This is a genomic window from Streptomyces sp. MUM 2J, from assembly GCF_022414535.1.
Taxonomy (GTDB): domain Bacteria; phylum Actinomycetota; class Actinomycetes; order Streptomycetales; family Streptomycetaceae; genus Streptomyces.
On record NZ_JADWYM010000027.1, the window covers coordinates 80,205 to 96,048 of the forward strand.

The 15,844-nt window shown below is 74.5% G+C and carries 15 protein-coding genes; 10 read left to right on the forward strand and 5 right to left on the reverse strand.

The features are described 5' to 3' along the window. The first annotated feature begins 61 nt into the window (after positions 1 to 61). From I3F54_RS21505 to I3F54_RS21535, 7 genes are all read left to right on the forward strand, one after another. Positions 62 to 1,843 carry a SulP family inorganic anion transporter gene (locus I3F54_RS21505; protein ID WP_240120468.1) on the forward strand — a complete coding sequence of 594 codons (1,782 nt, stop codon included), beginning with the start codon at positions 62 to 64 and terminating at the stop codon, positions 1,841 to 1,843. Positions 1,844 to 2,179: 336 nt separating this feature from the next. Further along, the gene (locus I3F54_RS21510) at positions 2,180 to 3,142 is read left to right on the forward strand and encodes an ABC transporter ATP-binding protein (protein WP_240120469.1); all 963 of its coding nucleotides are present in this window, start codon (positions 2,180 to 2,182) and stop codon (positions 3,140 to 3,142) included. A 6-nt stretch (positions 3,143 to 3,148) separates the two neighbouring features. Continuing rightward, positions 3,149 to 4,315, forward strand: a complete 1,167-nt coding sequence (locus tag I3F54_RS21515; RefSeq protein WP_240120470.1) for an ABC transporter permease — start codon at positions 3,149 to 3,151, stop codon at positions 4,313 to 4,315. Beyond that, positions 4,312 to 5,487 (forward strand): ABC transporter permease, encoded by a 1,176-nt coding sequence (locus tag I3F54_RS21520; RefSeq protein WP_240120471.1) that lies wholly within the window; start codon positions 4,312 to 4,314, stop codon positions 5,485 to 5,487. Before I3F54_RS21515 ends, I3F54_RS21520 begins: the two co-directional genes overlap by 4 nt. A 153-nt stretch (positions 5,488 to 5,640) precedes the next feature. After that, on the forward strand, positions 5,641 to 6,612 hold the full coding sequence (locus I3F54_RS21525; protein WP_240120472.1) for a GerMN domain-containing protein: 972 nt from the start codon (positions 5,641 to 5,643) through the stop codon (positions 6,610 to 6,612). A 288-nt stretch (positions 6,613 to 6,900) separates the two neighbouring features. Beyond that, on the forward strand, positions 6,901 to 7,581 hold the full coding sequence (locus I3F54_RS21530; protein WP_240120473.1) for a DUF4389 domain-containing protein: 681 nt from the start codon (positions 6,901 to 6,903) through the stop codon (positions 7,579 to 7,581). A 39-nt stretch (positions 7,582 to 7,620) separates the two neighbouring features. Further along, positions 7,621 to 8,187: a flavodoxin domain-containing protein gene (locus tag I3F54_RS21535; protein ID WP_240120474.1), complete on the forward strand. Its 567-nt coding sequence runs from the start codon at positions 7,621 to 7,623 to the stop codon at positions 8,185 to 8,187. Between the two features lie 353 nt (positions 8,188 to 8,540). Here the strand turns inward: I3F54_RS21535 and I3F54_RS21540 are convergent, their stop codons facing one another. From I3F54_RS21540 to I3F54_RS21550, 3 genes are all read right to left on the reverse strand, one after another. Then, positions 8,541 to 8,963, reverse strand: coding sequence for an Hsp20/alpha crystallin family protein (locus I3F54_RS21540; protein WP_240120475.1), 423 nt, complete (start codon positions 8,961 to 8,963; stop codon positions 8,541 to 8,543). Between the two features lie 126 nt (positions 8,964 to 9,089). Beyond that, complete coding sequence (locus I3F54_RS21545) at positions 9,090 to 9,812, reverse strand: CBS domain-containing protein (protein ID WP_240120476.1); 723 nt, start codon at positions 9,810 to 9,812, stop codon at positions 9,090 to 9,092. Positions 9,813 to 9,847: 35 nt separating this feature from the next. After that, the gene (locus I3F54_RS21550; protein ID WP_240120477.1) at positions 9,848 to 10,918 is read right to left on the reverse strand and encodes an alcohol dehydrogenase catalytic domain-containing protein; all 1,071 of its coding nucleotides are present in this window, start codon (positions 10,916 to 10,918) and stop codon (positions 9,848 to 9,850) included. Between the two features lie 257 nt (positions 10,919 to 11,175). Between I3F54_RS21550 and I3F54_RS21555 the strand changes: the two genes are divergently transcribed. Together I3F54_RS21555 and I3F54_RS21560 are read left to right on the forward strand one after the other, a co-directional pair. Beyond that, on the forward strand, positions 11,176 to 11,637 hold the full coding sequence (locus tag I3F54_RS21555) for a universal stress protein (protein ID WP_240120478.1): 462 nt from the start codon (positions 11,176 to 11,178) through the stop codon (positions 11,635 to 11,637). A gap of 173 nt (positions 11,638 to 11,810) precedes the next feature. Beyond that, complete coding sequence (locus tag I3F54_RS21560; protein WP_240120479.1) at positions 11,811 to 12,698, forward strand: CBS domain-containing protein; 888 nt, start codon at positions 11,811 to 11,813, stop codon at positions 12,696 to 12,698. Positions 12,699 to 12,831: 133 nt separating this feature from the next. Here the strand turns inward: I3F54_RS21560 and I3F54_RS21565 are convergent, their stop codons facing one another. Further along, positions 12,832 to 13,740 carry a pyridoxamine 5'-phosphate oxidase family protein gene (locus tag I3F54_RS21565; protein ID WP_240120483.1) on the reverse strand — a complete coding sequence of 303 codons (909 nt, stop codon included), beginning with the start codon at positions 13,738 to 13,740 and terminating at the stop codon, positions 12,832 to 12,834. 263 nt (positions 13,741 to 14,003) lie between these two features. Between I3F54_RS21565 and I3F54_RS21570 the strand changes: the two genes are divergently transcribed. Further along, complete coding sequence (locus I3F54_RS21570; protein ID WP_240120480.1) at positions 14,004 to 14,678, forward strand: CBS domain-containing protein; 675 nt, start codon at positions 14,004 to 14,006, stop codon at positions 14,676 to 14,678. A gap of 45 nt (positions 14,679 to 14,723) precedes the next feature. Here the strand turns inward: I3F54_RS21570 and I3F54_RS21575 are convergent. Further along, a partial coding sequence (locus I3F54_RS21575; protein WP_240120481.1) for a GAF domain-containing sensor histidine kinase occupies positions 14,724 to 15,844 on the reverse strand: 1,121 nt, incomplete at its 5' end.

Here is a 15,844-nt window from a genome sequence, read left to right on the forward strand (position 1 = left end):
GGCCCTACGGTCCGCCGGACGGGCCCGGCGCATCCTGGAGGCCGACGGCGGAGGGCGGCTGATGCACCGGGGCACGGCGGGTGGACACACGGGGCGCCGCCCCCTGCCCGGTGCCGGCCGGCTGTGGCGGCGGGCGCGCACCCGTGCCCCCGCTGCGGTGCTGCGCGCCGTCCCCGGTCTCGCCACCCTCGCCGGCTACCGCAGGCAGTGGCTGAAGGCTGATCTGCTGGCCGGTGTCACGGTGGCCGCGTACCTGGTGCCGCAGGTGATGGCGTACGCGGGTGTGGCCGGGCTTCCGCCGGTGGCGGGGCTGTGGGCGATCCTGCCCGCGCTCGGGCTGTACGCCCTGTTCGGATCCTCGCGGCTGCTGTCGGTGGGGCCGGAGTCGACGACCGCCCTGATGACGGCGACCGTGGTCGCTCCGCTCGCGGCAGGGGATCCAGGCCGCTACGCCGCGCTGGCCGCGGCCCTCGCGGGGACGGTCGGTCTGCTGTGCCTGGCGGCGCGGGCGGTGCGGCTGGGGTTCCTCGCGGATCTGCTCTCCCGCCCGGTCCTGACCGGCTATCTCGCTGGCGTGGCGCTGATCATGACGGTGGACCAGCTGCCGAACCTGACCGGAGTCGGCACCTCGGGCGACGGGTTCCTCCCCAAGCTGTGGTCCTTCGTGCGCGGCCTGTCCGGCGCCGACGCGGCGACGGTCGTGCTGTCCGCCGCCGCGCTCGCGTTCCTGTTCGCGGTGGCCCGGTATCCGCGGGCGCTGCCCGGTCCACTGCTCGCGGTGGTGCTGTGCACCGCGGCCACGGTGGTGTTCAACCTGGACGAGCGGTACGGCGTCCGGGTGATCGGCGCGGTACCGACGGGACTGCCCGGCGTCGCGGTGCCGGATCCGGGCGAGCTGCCGCGGCTGGTGCTGCCCGCGCTCGGTGTCCTGCTCGTGGCGTACACCGACTGCATCTTCACCGGGCGGGCGTTCGCCGGGCCCGCCGGTGAGGGGCCGGAGCTCGACGCCGACCAGGAGTTCACGGCCCTGGGCACGGCGAACCTCGGATCCGCGCTGCTGCACGGCTTCCCCGTCAGCAGCAGCGCCAGCCGCACCGCCCTCGCCTGCTCGACCGGGGCCCGCAGCCAGGGGTACTCTCTGGTCGCCGGCGCGGCGGTGCTCGCCGTGCTGCTCGCGCTGGGCGGGCTGCTGGCCCGCACCCCCGCCGCTGTGCTCGGCGCGATCGTGGTGTACGCGGCGGTACGCATGGTGGACTTCGCCGGGTTCCGGCGGCTGGCCGACTTCCGGCGCCGCGAACTGCTCCTCGCGCTCGGCTGCCTGGCCGGCGTGCTCGCCCTGGACGTCCTGTACGGCGTGCTGGTGGCGGTCGGCCTGTCCGTGGCCGAGCTGCTGCTGCGGGTGGCCCGCCCGCACGACGCGGTCGAGGGGCTGGTGCCGGGGGTGGCGGGCATGCACGACGTCGACGACTATCCGCAGGCCCGGACGATCCCGGGCCTGCTGGTGTACCGGTACGACTCGCCGCTGTTCTTCGCCAACGCGGAGGACTTCCGGCGGCGGGCCCTGGCGGCCGTGGCGGAGCAGACCGAACCCGTGCGCTGGTTCCTGCTGAACATGGAGGCCAACGTGGAGGTCGACATCACCGCCCTGGACGCCGTGGACGCGCTGCGCCTCGAACTCACCGGCCGCGGCATCGTGTTCGCCCTGGCCCGGGTCAAGCAGGACCTCCTCGACGACCTGGTGGCCTACGGCCTGGCGGACACGGTCGGCACGGACCTGATCTTCCCGACCCTGCCGACCGCCGTGACGGCGTACCGCCGGTGGACTCGGCCCCGGCCGGACTGAGCGGGGCGGGGACGGAGACCGTAACGCGCGGTGCGGCGTGGCGGCTTGGGCACGGCACGACGGCATGGGCGTTCCGGTCCCCTCCGGGTGCGGCGCCCGAATCGGGGTGACCATCCGGGGGGTGACCGTCCGGCGGGGAGTGCGGCGACGGCCGCGGGCACGGCGGGCGCGGGCACGGCGGGCGCGCCCCCTCGCCGGTGCGGTGGGCACGGGCCGGACGGCCCAGGGACCGGGCCCGGGCGGGCCCTGTGCAGGCGAGTGGGCGCCGACCAGGCTCATGGGCGGGAACCTTCCGTGAGTCCGCGGGCTCGTCCGGCGGCCCGTCGAGGGGATGTCATGAACGATGCGGCGGAGCAGCCGGTGCTCGACTGCGCGCACCTGGTCCGGCGGTTCGGCGATCGCACCGCCGTCGACGACGTCGGCCTGCACATCGCGCCGGGCGAGACCTACGGCCTGCTCGGGCCGAACGGCGCGGGCAAGACAACCGCCATCCGCATCGTGTGCGGGCTGCTGCGGCCCGACGCGGGCACGGTACGGGTCGCGGGTCTTCCGGTGAGCACGGCCGCCGGACCGGCGAAGCGGCTCATCGGGTTCGTGCCCCAGGAGGTCGCCCTGTACCCGGACCTGAGCGTCCGGGAGAACCTGCGCTTCTTCGGCCGGCTGTACCGGCTGCCGCGCCGCCGTCTGGAGGCCCGGGTGGCGGAGGTACTGGACCTGGTCGGCCTCACCGCCCGCGCCCGGGACCGGGTGGACTCCCTGTCCGGCGGCATGCGACGGCGCCTCAACATCGGCGCCGGGCTGGTGCACGCGCCGACCCTGCTGGTCCTGGACGAACCGACGGTCGGGGTCGATCCGCAGAGCCGGCACGCCATCCTGGAGAGCGTCACGCGCTTCGGCGAGCAGGGCATGGCCGTTCTCTACACCACGCACTACATGGAGGAGGCGGAGCGGCTGTGCGACCGGGTCGGCATCATCGACCGGGGGCGGCTGATCGCCGAGGGCAGCCCGCGTGAGCTGGTGTCGCTGGTCGCCGAGCGCGATCGGGTGCGGCTCACCGCCGTCGGCGACCTCACGGCCTTCGCGAGGGCCTGCCGCGGCTTCGCGCGCGTCGAGGGCGCGGCGCGCGGCGGGGAGCGGGGCGACGTGGTGGAGGTGGTCGTCAAGGACGCGCGCAGTCTGCTGCCGGAACTGCTCGACCTGGCGCACCGGCAAGGTGTCCACGTCAGGAGCGTCGAGATCGACGAGCCCGATCTGGAGACGGTCTTCCTGCACCTGACCGGCACCGCCCTGAGGGAGTGAGCCGCCGTGCGCGTCGTTCTGTCCATCGCGGCCAAGGACCTGCGGCAGCGTCTGCGGGACCGGTCGGCCTGGGTGATCGTGTTCGTGGCACCGGTGCTGATCGCGGGCCTGATGGCCCTGGCGTTCGGCGGCGACACGCAGTTCCGTGCCGACATCGGTGTCGTGGATCTGGACCACGGGCCGGCCGCCGCCGGACTCACCCGGGTCCTCACCGGCCCCGAACTGCGCGGCACCGTGCGCGTGCGGGAGTACGCCGACGCGGCGACCGCGCGCCGGGAGGTGGATGCCGGGCGCGCCCACGCCGCGATCGTCCTCCCGGCCGGGTTCACCCGGGCGCTGAGCGGCAATAGCCCCTCCCCCGTCGTCGTCCTGGACAGCGTCGACCACGGGCTGGAGGCGCAACTCGCGCGCGCCGTCGCCGAGTCGTACGTGGCGCAGGTCAACGCCGACCGGTTGTCGGTCGCCACGGCGGTGGCGGCGGGTGCGCCGCGGCAGGACGTCCCCCGACTCGCCGCGCGGGCGGCGCTGCTGCGCCTGCCGGAGCAGGTGGAGCCGGAGGGCATGGCCGACGACCCGCTGGAGGTCATCAGCTATTTCGGACCCAGCATGGGCATCTTCTTCGTGCTGTTCACGGTCGGTTTCGGGGCGCGCGGCTACTTCGCGGAGCAGCAGCAGGGAACCCTGGACCGGATCGCGGCGGCCCCGGTGGGCCGGGGTGCGCTGCTGCTCGGCAAGTCGCTGTCCACGTTCGGCTACAGCCTGGCCGGGCTCGCCACCGTCACGCTCGTCTCCTGGCTGGCCTTCGGGGCCAGCTGGGCGGACCCGGTGGGCGTGGCCGTCCTCGGACTGGGCATGGCGGTCACCGTGGTCTGTCTGACCGCCCTGGTGATCGCGGCCGCCCGGACCGAACGGCAGGCCGAGGGACTGGCGTCGGTCGTGGTGTTCGGACTGGTACTGGCAGGCGGCAACTTCGTCTTCGCCTCCGGCACGTCGTTCATGCACCGCCTGGCGCTGTTCACCCCCAACGGATGGGCGCTGCGCGGGTTCACCGATCTGGGTACCGGGGTGCGGGGCTGGGCGGCGTTCGGCACGCCCCTGCTCGGCATCGCCGGCTTCTGCGCGGCCGTGACCGTGGTGACGGTCCTGCTGCTCCGGCTGAGGAGGAGACCATGACCGCTCTCGCCGTGGCACGGGCCACCGTACTGCGGGCGCTGCGCGACCGGACGGCCCTGTTCTTCATGGTGCTGCTGCCGGTCGCCATCATCGTCGTCATCGGGATCACGGTGAACGGCTTCGACCGGTTCCGGGTGGGCATCGTGCCCGCGCCCCGGCAGGGCCCCGTCGCCCGCGAGCTCGTTGCGGACCTGCGGTCCGGCACCGGGCTGCGCACGAGAGTGTTCCGCAGTGCGGAGGACGCGCGGAACGCGCTGCGCCGGGCCGAGCTGGACGCCGTGGTGGTGATGCCGGCGGATCTGGACGAGGACGTGCGCTCGGGACGGTCCGTCACGGTGCCGGTGCTCGTGGAGCCGTCGGGAAACGCAGGACACTCCGCGGTGTCGACCGTGTCGGCGGTGGTCGCCGGTCACGCGGCGAAGCTCCAGGCGGCCCGCTTCGCGGCACAGGAGGCGGGCGGCACCTTCGAGACGGACCTGGACCTGGCCCGGGGCGCCGAACGGGCCTGGTCCCCCATCGCCGTGCGCACCGAGACCGTCGACGGCGTCAGCGAGTTCCTGCCTCTCGGCTACAGCTACAGCACCCCGACGATGCTGGTGCTGTTCGTCTTCGTGAACGCGCTGGCGGGCGGTGCCGCCATCGTGCAGACCCGGCGCACGGGGGTGTACACCCGGGTGCTGGCCGCTCCCGTCCCGTCCCGCGCCCTGGTGCTCGGCGAGACGGCGGCCTATCTGCTGCTGGCCCTGGTGCAGTCGGTGCTGATCGTGGGCATCGGCGCCCTCGCGTTCGGCGTGTCCTGGGGCGATCCGCTCGCCGCCGCGGCCCTGGTGGCCGTGTGGGCGCTGGTCGGAACCGGTGCCGGGGTGCTGGCGGGTGCGTTGTTCCGGACGCCGGAGCAGGTGCACGCCCTCGGCCCGGCGCTCGGCATCACCCTGGGCATGCTCGGCGGCTGCATGTGGCCGCTGGCGCTGGTCCCGGGCTGGCTGAGGACGGCGGGACATGCGGCTCCGCACGCCTGGGCCGTCGACGCGTGGACGGAGCTGCTGTCCCGGGGCGGTGGTCCGGGCGCGATCCTGACCGATCTCCTCGTCCTCCTCGGCTTCGCGGTGGCGCTCCTCACCGCCGCGTCCCTGGCGTTGCGGCACCGACTCACCACGACCGACCGGACCTGACCCACCGTCAGCACCGTTGGTCCCGGGCGACCTCGGCCGGCCGTGGGGCGGGGGGCAGGGGAAGAGCCCGTGCGGCCACCGCGTTCGGCGCCGCGCGGTCCCTGGCGGGCCGCCCTCGGCGGTGCTTCTCTGGTGATGTGGGAGGAGGTCGCCATGGGCAGTGGAACCCCGGCCCCCCGCCCGCGCGGGCGCCGCCCGTGGAGGTGCACCGCCGCACTGGTGCTGCCGCTGGCCGTCGTCGTCGCGTGCGACACCGCGGGGAGGTCTCCGGCGCCCGGTACCGGCGGCCGGCCGTCGGACTCCCCGACGGCCGGGAGGACACCGGGAGGCGCCTCGGGTACGCCCGCGACGCCCACCGGCACCGCGGGAGTGCCGGGCACACCGACCGGCCCGTCCACGGGCGGCGGGGCCCGTAGTGTCCGCACGGCGGTGTACTTCCTGCACGGAGAGTTCGTCTCGCCCGTCCCGCGTACCGTGACCGCTCCGGGCACCGCCGCCGGCGCGGTCCGCGCGCTGCTGGCCGGCCCGAACGGTGCCGAACGGGCGCACGACCGGAGCACGGCCATCCCGTCCGGGACGATCCTGAGGTCCCTGGTGATCCACGACCGGATCGCCACCGTGGACCTGTCGGGGCGGTACGACGACGGCGGCGGCAGCCTCTCCCTGCGGGAGCGTCTCGCCCAGATCGTGTTCACGGTGACCCGGTTCCCCTCCGTCGACAAGGTGCGTTTCGCCCTCGACGGCACGCCGGTGAAGGACTTCGGCGGGGTGGGCACCGTCCTCGACCGGCCGGTGGGCCGGGCGGACTTCGAGGGCGTCACCCCGGCGGTCCTGGTGGAGTCCCCCCTGCCCGGCGACACCGTCCGCTCTCCGCTGCGGGTGCGGGGCAGCGCCGACACCTTCGAGGCGGTGTTCCGGCTGAAGGTCACCGACGTCACCGGCCGCACCGCCGCCGACGTGCAGGTCCAGGCGACCTCCGGCACCGGTACCCGCGGCACCTTCGACGTGACGTTTCCCTGCAAGCCCCGGAGCAGCGGGCCGGGGCTGCTGACGGCGTACTTCGACTCCCCGGCGGACGGCCGTCCCGTGACCGTGGACACCGTCCCGCTGACCGTCCGGCGCTGACGGGACGTGCGGGCGCCGAGGGGGCCGATCGGCACCGGTGCGGTGTGCAGGGGCGGGCCCGGGAGGATCTCGCCCTGCGGCCGCGCGACGTGGCCGCCGACGCCGGCGTCACCCCGGCGGGACCGGCCCAGGCCTGACGGGCACCCTCAGGGGCCACTCGGCCCGGCGTCTGCCCCGCTCAGCCCATGGGCCCGGGGGCCGCTTCGGCGGACGCTGGAGGAAAGGCGGAGGCCGCGGCCGTGAGCGCACCGCTTGCGGCCGCGGCCGGAATCCGAAGGGACCGGTTCCATGAGCACGAACATCATGCCTCCCTCGCCGTCCGACGCGGTGCCGCCGCCCCATCCCGCGCGGCTGACCGCCGTCCTGGACGAGCCGCTGTCCCGCTGGCTGTGGCTGGTGAAGTGGCTGCTCGCCCTTCCGCACTACGTCGTCCTGTTCTTCCTGTGGGTGGCGTTCGCGGTCACGAGCGTGGTGGCGTTCTTCGCGATCCTGTTCACCGGCCGCTACCCGCGCCCGCTGTTCGACTTCAGCACCGGTGTCCTGCGCTGGACCTGGCGTGTGGCCTACTACGCGTACGGCGCCCTGGGCACCGACCGGTACCCGCCGTTCACGCTCGCCGACGTTCCCGACTACCCGGCCCGCTGGCAGCTGGAGTACCCGGAGCAGCTCTCCCGCGGCCTCGTCCTGGTGAAGTGGTGGCTGCTGGCCATCCCGCAGTACCTGGTCGTGGCGTTCCTCGCGGGCGGCGTGCGCGCGGGCTGGTACGAGGGCGGTCTCATCGGCCTGCTCACCCTCTTCGCGGGCGTCTCGCTGGCCGCGAGAAGTGTCTATCCGCGTGGGCTGTTCGACCTGGTGATCGGCCTGAACCGGTGGGTGCTGCGGGTGGCCGCCTATGCCGCGCTGCTCACCGACGTCTACCCGCCGTTCCGGCTCGACCAGGGCCCGGACGAGCCGGCCCCGGCGCCCTGAGCCCGGCACCGAGCGGCAGCAGGGAAGCGGGGTGAGGTCATGGACGTCCTGGTGGGACACGCGTCCGTACACGGCTCGACGCGTGAGATCGCCGAACGGATCGCCGAGGTGCTGGGTGGGCGGGGGTGGGCGACGGAGGCCCGGCCGATGGCCGAGGTGGAGGACGCCGACGCCTACCGGGCGTTCGTTCTCGGCAGTGCGGTGCACGAGCAGCGGTGGCTGCCCTCGGCGGCGGGCTTCGTCCGGGAGAACCTGGACGTGCTCGTACCGCGACCCGTGTGGGTGTTCAGCGTCGGGATGCCGGGTGCCCTGCGGGGCCCCTGGCGGCGCCTGGCGTACCCGGAGGCGGGGGTGATCGAGCAGGCCCTGCCCGCCGGACCGGTGTACCGGGAACATCGCCTCTTCTCCGGTGTGGTCGCGGCGGACCAGTTGCCGCGCGGCGGGCGCCTGTTCTTCCGTCTGGCGGGCGGACGGTTCGGGGACCACCGCGACTGGGCTGCCGTCGAGGCATGGGCGGACGGGATCGCCGAGGAGTTGCACGGCGGCTCCGACGGCGCACGGTCCTCGGCCGGCCGGCCCGGCGCGGGGGACGGCTCCGGCCGGTGAGCCGGGAGCCCCGGCATCCGGCTCCCGGCATCCGGCTCCTGGCATCCGCCCATCCCGGCGGCCGTACCGGCTCCGGACGCGGTCGCGGCTCCCGGCGCGGACGGGGTCCCGGGGCTCCGTCCACCGTCCGGGCTCCCGTCCCCTCCCGGCCTTCCTGGTCAAGGCTCCGGCTCACGCCCCGATTCCGACGGGGTCGCCGGCAGATGCCAGGGGTGCGGTGCGATCCCGTACACGCCCACAGGAACGTCGCGCGGGGAAAGCGGAACGCGACGGACTGCGGGCGGGCGCGGGCAAAGTGCGCGGCCGGTGGGTCCACCGGCCGCGCACCGATGCGACGCGGCTACGCCGTCCGCTCAGGCGTGCCGCACCTTGATGGTCCTGGCCTCCGTCTGCTGCTCCTCCGGGACCGGAACCGTGACCGTCAGCACGCCGTCCCTGTACTCGGCACTCGCCTCTTCGCCCTTGGCGCCGGCGGGCAGCCGCACCGAGCGGACGAAGGTGCCGTAGTGGAACTCCGTGCGGTGCTTCTCCGTGGTCTCCTCACTGCGTTCGGCACGCAGTGTCAGGATCCCCTCATCGACGGTGATGTCGACGTCCTTCTCCGGGTCGATGCCCGGGAGTTCGGCCCGTACGACGTACGCACCGTCAGCGATGTGCTCCTCGATCCGGATGCCGTGCAACCCGGGAACGTGCGTCCCCGGGAGTCCCGACTCGACCCAGCCGAACAGGTCCGGGAGTGTCGGCCAACCCGGCAGCCGCTCCAGCACGCTGGTCATCTCGGCCTCCTCTCCTCGCACTTCCATCGTCCCTCTCCGCCCCGTGCCGTGCCAGGGCCGGCCGGCCCCGTCCGGGACCGGCCGGCCCTCGTGGGCACCCGTGCGCCGCCGGTGCCGTCGCACTCCTCACGGTGCCCGGTGCGGGCCCGGCGCTCCCCGGGCGTCGCCGGGCGGCAGGAGGTCCGGTTCGAGAGCCGGACGATGGCGGGGCCCGGCGAGCGCGCAGTGCACGTCCACCACACCCTCGACCGAGCGCACCAGCCACACCGCCAGCGGCACCACGGAGGTGTCGCTGACGCGGCCGGTGAGGGTGACGACCCCCTCGTGGACGTCGACCCGGACCGCGTCGACCTGCTCGGGGAACCGCCCGACGACGACCTCGCGGCGGATCTCCTCGGCGATGTCCTCGTCGGACCGGAGGAACACCCGGAGCAGGTCGGACCGGCTGACGATGCCCTTGAGCACACCGCCGTCGTCGACCACCGGCAGCCGCTTGACCCCGCGGTGGGCCATCAGGCGCGCCGCACGGGCGAGGGTCGCGTCCGGGTGGACGGTGACGGCGGGCGAGGTCATCAGGTCCTGCGCCGTCACACCCTCCGCCTTCTCCCGGCCCAGTGGGCCGGGGGCGCCCGGCGGACCGGACGGCGCGGTGTCACGGAACTCCTCCTTGCGCAGCAGGTCCGCCTCCGAGACGACGCCGACCACCCGGCTGCGCGCGTCCAGCACGGGCAGGGCGCTGACACCCCACTCCTCGATGGTCCTGACGATCTCCTTGAACTCCGCCCCGCCGGCCAGGGCGACCACGGTGCGGGTCATGACATCGCTCACGGTGTACGGAGAACCGGGCATGACGCCCTCCCAACTGCTCGGTGTGTTCGGGACCGTCAGGCTTCGCCCACGGGGACGACCTCACGTTGCGGACCGCCCAGCACGACCTTCAGCGCTCCCGTCTCGGCGGCGCCGGCGAAGACGTCGTAGGCCTCCTGCATCCGCTCCATCGGGAAGGTGTGGGTCACCAGCTGGGCTGTGGGAAGCCGGTCCGCCGCGGCCATCCGGAGCAGGGTGGGCGTGGTGCGGGTGTCGACCAGGCCGGTGGTCAGGGTGATGTTCCTGCTCCAGAGCTCGTCCAGGCGCAGTGTCGCCGGCCTGCCGTGCACGCCGACGTTGGCCACACGCCCGCCGGGCCGCACCATGCGCATGCACATCTCGAAGGTCTCCGGCAGCCCCACGGCCTCGATGACCACGTCCGCGCCGAGCCCGTCGGTGAGGTCCGCGATCAGCTGCTCGGGGGTCTCCCGGGCGTCCGCCACGGCCTCGGCGCCGAGCTTGCGGGCTGCCTCCAGGCGGGCGGTGGCCACGTCCACGGCGACGATCCGCTCCGGCGCGAACAGCCGGGCCGTCGCGACGGCGGCCAGGCCCACGGGCCCGGCTCCGACCACGACGACGGTGTCGCCGGGGCGGACCCTGCCGTTGAGCACACCCACCTCGTAGGCGGTCGGGAAGATGTCGGCCAGCAGTACGGCGTCCTCGTCGGCGACCGCGGCGGGCAGGGGGTGCACGGAGAGGTCCGCGTGGGGCACCCGCACGTACTCGGCCTGGGTGCCGTCGACGGTGTGCCCGAGGATCCAGCCCCCACCGCCCCGGCACTGGCCGTAGACACCCTCACGGCAGTAGGAGCACCGTCCGCAGGCGCTGATGCAGGAGACCAGGACCCGGTCCCCCGGCCGCACGCTGCGCACGTCCGCGCCGATCTCGACGATCTCGCCGACCGCCTCGTGCCCCAGTACCGTCCCGGGCCGCACGTCGGGGACGTCGCCCCCCAGGATGTGCAGATCCGTGCCGCAGATCGTCACGGCGTCGACCCGTACGATCGCGTCGCCCGGCTCCATGACGTCGGGGTCGGGGACCTCCTCCCAGGCGGCTTCTCCGGGGCCGTGGAAGACGTAGCCTTTCATTCCGTTACCTCGCCCTCTTGCGCTGGGGCGGACCCCGGTCGCGGGCGTCCGCGTGCGGGCCGGATCCGGGCACCGGCAGGGCCCGCAGCTCCAGCCTGTGCGCCGGGCCCGGAATCCGCTTGGGCCGGTCGGCCCCCCGACCAGCCTGGTGGGCCCCATTGCGGTGCCGTCGACGCCTGCGGCACGCCCCGGCTGGCGTCGGGGGCCGGAGGCGGGCAGCGTGGAGGCGGGGACTGCTTCTGCCGAGTGAGGTGACCATGGAATCCACTGAGCCGGAGCGCCGGGTGGTCGTGGGTGTGGACGGATCCCCTTCGTCGTACGAGGCACTGCAGTGGGCGGCACGGTACGCCCGGGACGTCGGTGGTGTCGTGGAGGCCGTGCACGCCTGGGACACCCCGTCGGAGGCAGGCTGGGCCGGACCGGCGATCGATCCGGAACTCGACCTGGAACAGGCCCGGGAACGCTTCGCGGCGGAACTCCACGCGGTGTTCCCCTCGGGACCTCCCGCCGCCGTACGGGAGCACCTGATCGAGGGCGATCCCTCGGAGGTGCTGATCAAGGCCTCGGAGGGAGCCGAGCTGCTCGTCGTGGGCCACCGTGGACGGGGCGGCTTCGCACGGGCCATGCTCGGCTCGGTCAGCCACCGCTGCGCCCAGCACGCGCCCTGCCCGGTGGTCGTCGTGCGGCACGAGGGGCACCGCCGGCACCACGCGCACTGACCGGGAGCCGCGCCCGGGCGGCGGGCGAGGTCCGCGGCCCGGCGGGCCGCACGGCCGTCCGGCGGTTGCGCCGGCCGTGCCGCGGCCGACGTGTGGACCGTCCGGCCCTACGCCGCGGCGCCCGGTCGGCGGAGGGTGGTGGGGAGGGACGGCGACGACCACGGGAGGCTGCTGTGAACGAGCGCGAGAGCCACTCCGCCGCGTCCGAGGCACGGCACGGCGGACCGGGCAGGCGGCCACGCCCGTCCGGAGAGCCGCACGAGGATCTGCTGCTGCGCTATCTGAGCGCGATGTCGGCCCTGTCGTCGCGGCAGACGGCGGCCAGAGCCCCCGGGGGGCACGCGGCCGCCGGGCCGCCCGAGCGGGCCGCGGAACCCGCGCCGGGTGGACCGCCCCCGGCACCGGATCTGGGACCTGCGGGGGCGCCCGTGCTGGTCCGCGACGTCATGCAGGTCCCGGCACCTTCGGTCGCCTGGGACCTTGCCTTCCAGGAGGTCGCACGGGTGCTGGCGAGGGAACGGACCGGGTCCGTCGCCGTGGTCGACGAGGACGACCGCGTGCTCGGCGTGGTGTCGGAGTCCGACCTGCTCGCCAAGGCGGCCGTCGAGGCGTCGCAGGAGCGTCCCGGTGCGATGCGGCGCATCAGGGGGCACCGGATCCTGGAGAAGGCGAGCGGGGACACGGCCGAGGCGCTGATGACCAGCCCCGCGATCACCGTACTGCCCGGTGCGACCGCCGCGGAGGCGGCGTGGCTGGTGGCGTTGTCACGGCTGAAGCGCGTACCGGTCACGGACCATCAGGGGCGCCTGGTGGGAACGGTCGACCGCACCGCGCTGCTCCAGGCGCTCATCCGGGACGACTCGGGCCTTGAGAAGGAGGTCCGCCGTCTGGTGACCGTGGTCGCGGGTCCAGGCGCGGCGGACGACGTGCATGTCGCCGTCCACGCCGGCGTGGTCGATCTGCGGGGCCGGCTGCCCGGCGCCGCCGCGGAGCGGCTGCTGGCGGAGATCCGGGGTCTGGAGGACGTCGCGGAGGTGCACGCCGACCTGGGTTCGGCCTGACGGCCCCGGCGGGGCGGCCCGCAGCGGCCCGGGCTCACGAAGGTGCGGCCGGAGAACACCGCGCGGAGAACACCCCACGGGGTGGTGTTCTCCGCGCCTCCGGTCCGGGGTGTCCTGCGCACCTCCGGTCGGCTCACTCGTCCGCCGAGGTGATCCGGCGTCCCGTGATGCGCTCGGGGCGGAGCTCCACCCACAGGCCGCGCTCGCCTCCCGCCCAGGGGTCGCTGTGCGCCCGCTCCCCCAGCCGTGTCATCTTGTCCGGATCCGTGACGGCCCGGGCGGGGCCGACGACGAGCACGCTCCAGCCCTGGCCCATGGCGTCGTCGATGTGGTCGGCCTCGAAGGCGACCGTCTCGCCGACGACCGCGGCGAGGGCCGAGCCGGGCGCGGTGCGGTAGACGATGGCGCCGTCGACGACGTCGTAGTTGACCGGGAGGACGGCGGGACCGTCCGCGGTGGTCACGGCGACGCGCCCCACCCCGTGTGTGGAGAGCCGGGTCCAGCACTCCTGCGGGGGCAGATCCTCCAGGCGGGGGTGGAGCAGCGCGTGTCCCTGTCCGGGCGGCCGGTCCTGGTCGGCGCCCTGAAGCTCGATCAAGGTCGTCCCCAGGGCGTCGGCCAGCCGGACGAGGGTCGCCATGCCGGGGTCGGCGGCGTGGGTCTCCAGGTAGGCGAGGTAGTCCGGGGACATCCGCGCCCGGCGCGCGGTCTCCGCCAGGCCGAGGCCCAGCCTGCCGCGGGCCGCGGCCAGACGCCGGCCGATGTCGCCGGGCTGTGGGACGCGAGCGCCGGGGCCCGGGCGGCCCCCCGGGGCCGAGGGCGCGGCCGGCGTGGCGGTCCACTCCGCCTGCGTCCCGCCGGGGTGCTGGATGTGGGCGTCCGGTCCCGGGAACACCAGGGTGGTTTCGCCCGTGTCCGACCAGCGGACGTCGTAGGGGGGCGTGCCGTCCTCGTGGTGCAGGCCGACGATCTCGCCGTCGCGCCGCATCGTACCGGTGACGGGGCTTTCCACGATCAGTCGGTCGCCGACGTGAGCCTGCATGATCATGCCTCCCTTCGCTGGTCCCCCTCCTCTCACCATCACGCGCGGCGGAGGGCACCGAACGGGCCGAAGGTCCCGCCCGTCGGGGTCGAACGGCTCGTTGTCCTGCGCGTTGGCCCCAAGCGGATGACAGGCCTCCGCTGCCACGCTGGCAGTGCGGCATCCACGGGCGCTCTCCCACCCGGCACGTCGCTTCCGGCCGGGAGCCGGCGGACGGGGCCGGAGGGACGGAGCCGATGGGACGGGCCGAAGGGAGAAGTGTCATGCAGCACCGTACGGTCGGAGACCTGATGACCCGTGACGTGGTCCGGGTCCACCGGGACGCACCCTTCAAGACGATCATCCGGCTGATGGCCGAGAGCGAGGTGACCGCCCTGCCGGTGGTCGACGACCTGGACCATCCCGTCGGGGTGGTGTCGGAGGCCGATCTGCTGCGCACGGTGGCCGCGCACCCCGATCCGGCCGGGCTGCCGCTCTCGCCGCGTCTGCTGGAAGGTGACCAGCCCGGGGCCGAGGGTGTCACGGCCGGAGAGCTGATGAGCGCTCCGCCGGTGTGCGCGCGGCCGGGATGGACGGTCGTGGAGGCGGCGCGTCTGATGGATGCCGAACGCGTCAAGCGTCTTCCGGTGGTCGACGAGACCGACACGCTGGTGGGCATCGTGAGCCGCGCCGACCTGCTGCGCATCTTCCTGCGCCGGGACGAGGCGATGCGCGACGAGATCATCGTCGACGTCCTGACCCGGACCCTGCATCTCGCGCCGACGGACGTGGTGGTCACCGTCCAGGACGGCAGGGTGACGCTCAAGGGGAACGTGGACGCGCCCAGTCTCGTCCCGGTGATCGAGCGGCTGTGCCGCGGAGTGGACGGCGTGGTGTCCGTGTCCGCGGACCTGAGCCTGCGCGCGGAGGGCGCGCAGACCCCCGGCGGCGTCGCCTGAACCGCGCGGGCGAGCCGGCGGGAGTGCGTCGGCCGGGCGCTCCGCCTACCGAAGAGGGGCGTGCCACACCAGTCGGGTGCCCCCGCCGTGAGGAGTGTCCAGGTCCAGGTCGCCGCCGAGCTTCCGCGCCCGCACGGCCATGTTGAGCAGGCCGCTGCGGCGGCCCTCGGGCGGGATGCCCACCCCGTCGTCGACGACGGTGAGCCGCACCTCCGTGCCGTCTGTCTCCAGGACGACGTCGGCACGCCGGGCGTGGGCGTGCCGGGCGACGTTGGAGAGCGCCTCCGACAGCACCGCCACGACGTCGTCGGCGGTCTCCTCGGGCACGTCGGTGTCGAGCAGGCCCTGCATGCGGAGGCCGGGGACGAACCCGAGCGCGGGTGCGGCGTCCCCGACGGCCTTCGCCACCCGGGCCCGCAGACCGGAGGCCGAGACATCCTCGCGGGTGCGCAGGCCGAAGATGGTCGAGCGGATGATCTTGATGGTCTCGTCGAGGTCGCCGACCGCGCGCAGCACCCGCCGCGCCGCCTCCTCGTGCTCGATGAGCCGGCCGGCGCTCTGCAGGGTCATTCCGGCGGCGAACAACCGCTGGATGGCCAGGTCGTGCAGGTCGCGCGCGATGCGGTCACGGTCCTGCAGAAGGACGACCTGCTCGGCGTCCCGGCGGCGTTCGGCCAGTTCCATGGCGACGGCGGCCTGCGCGGCGAAGACCTGGAGCGGTTCCGTCTCCTCCTCGGTGAACAGGCTGTGCCCGTCCCCGCGGGCCAGCAGCACCACACCGCGCACACGGTCGCCCGACCCGATCGGGACGGCCACGGCCGGGCCGATTCCCCCCGACCGCGGCGGGCTCGCCGTGACGGGCTCGTCCACGCGGACGTCCGCGCTGCTGACCGGTACGGCCCGCACGAACGCCTCTCCCACCAGGGTTCCGTCCACGGGCAGCACCACGCCACGCAGCGACTCGGCCTCCGGGCCGAGGGCCAGCTCCACCGTCAGGGCGTCGGCGCCCTCCATCGGGATGGCCACGAGGGCGAGGACGGCCCCGGTGATCTCCCGGGCCCGCCGGGCGATCAGACCCAGCACCTCGACCTGGCCACTGCCGGACATCAGGCTGTGGGTGATCTCCGCGTTCGCCCGCAGCCACCGCTCACGCAGCCGCGACTCCT

Bases quoted from the DNA above. Each gene is read 5' to 3' on its own strand.
- I3F54_RS21505 (WP_240120468.1), top strand. From the start codon at position 62: ATGCACCGGGGCACGGCGGGTGGACACACGGGGCGCCGCCCCCTGCCC.
- I3F54_RS21565 (WP_240120483.1), bottom strand. From the start codon at position 13,740: ATGCAGGCTCACGTCGGCGACCGACTGATCGTGGAAAGCCCCGTCACC.
- I3F54_RS21520 (WP_240120471.1), top strand. From the start codon at position 4,312: ATGACCGCTCTCGCCGTGGCACGGGCCACCGTACTGCGGGCGCTGCGC.
- I3F54_RS21540 (WP_240120475.1), bottom strand. From the start codon at position 8,963: ATGACCAGCGTGCTGGAGCGGCTGCCGGGTTGGCCGACACTCCCGGAC.
- I3F54_RS21550 (WP_240120477.1), bottom strand. From the start codon at position 10,918: ATGAAAGGCTACGTCTTCCACGGCCCCGGAGAAGCCGCCTGGGAGGAG.
- I3F54_RS21525 (WP_240120472.1), top strand. From the start codon at position 5,641: ATGGGCAGTGGAACCCCGGCCCCCCGCCCGCGCGGGCGCCGCCCGTGG.
- I3F54_RS21545 (WP_240120476.1), bottom strand. From the start codon at position 9,812: ATGCCCGGTTCTCCGTACACCGTGAGCGATGTCATGACCCGCACCGTG.
- I3F54_RS21570 (WP_240120480.1), top strand. From the start codon at position 14,004: ATGCAGCACCGTACGGTCGGAGACCTGATGACCCGTGACGTGGTCCGG.
- I3F54_RS21535 (WP_240120474.1), top strand. From the start codon at position 7,621: ATGGACGTCCTGGTGGGACACGCGTCCGTACACGGCTCGACGCGTGAG.
- I3F54_RS21510 (WP_240120469.1), top strand. From the start codon at position 2,180: ATGAACGATGCGGCGGAGCAGCCGGTGCTCGACTGCGCGCACCTGGTC.
- I3F54_RS21555 (WP_240120478.1), top strand. From the start codon at position 11,176: ATGGAATCCACTGAGCCGGAGCGCCGGGTGGTCGTGGGTGTGGACGGA.
- I3F54_RS21530 (WP_240120473.1), top strand. From the start codon at position 6,901: ATGAGCACGAACATCATGCCTCCCTCGCCGTCCGACGCGGTGCCGCCG.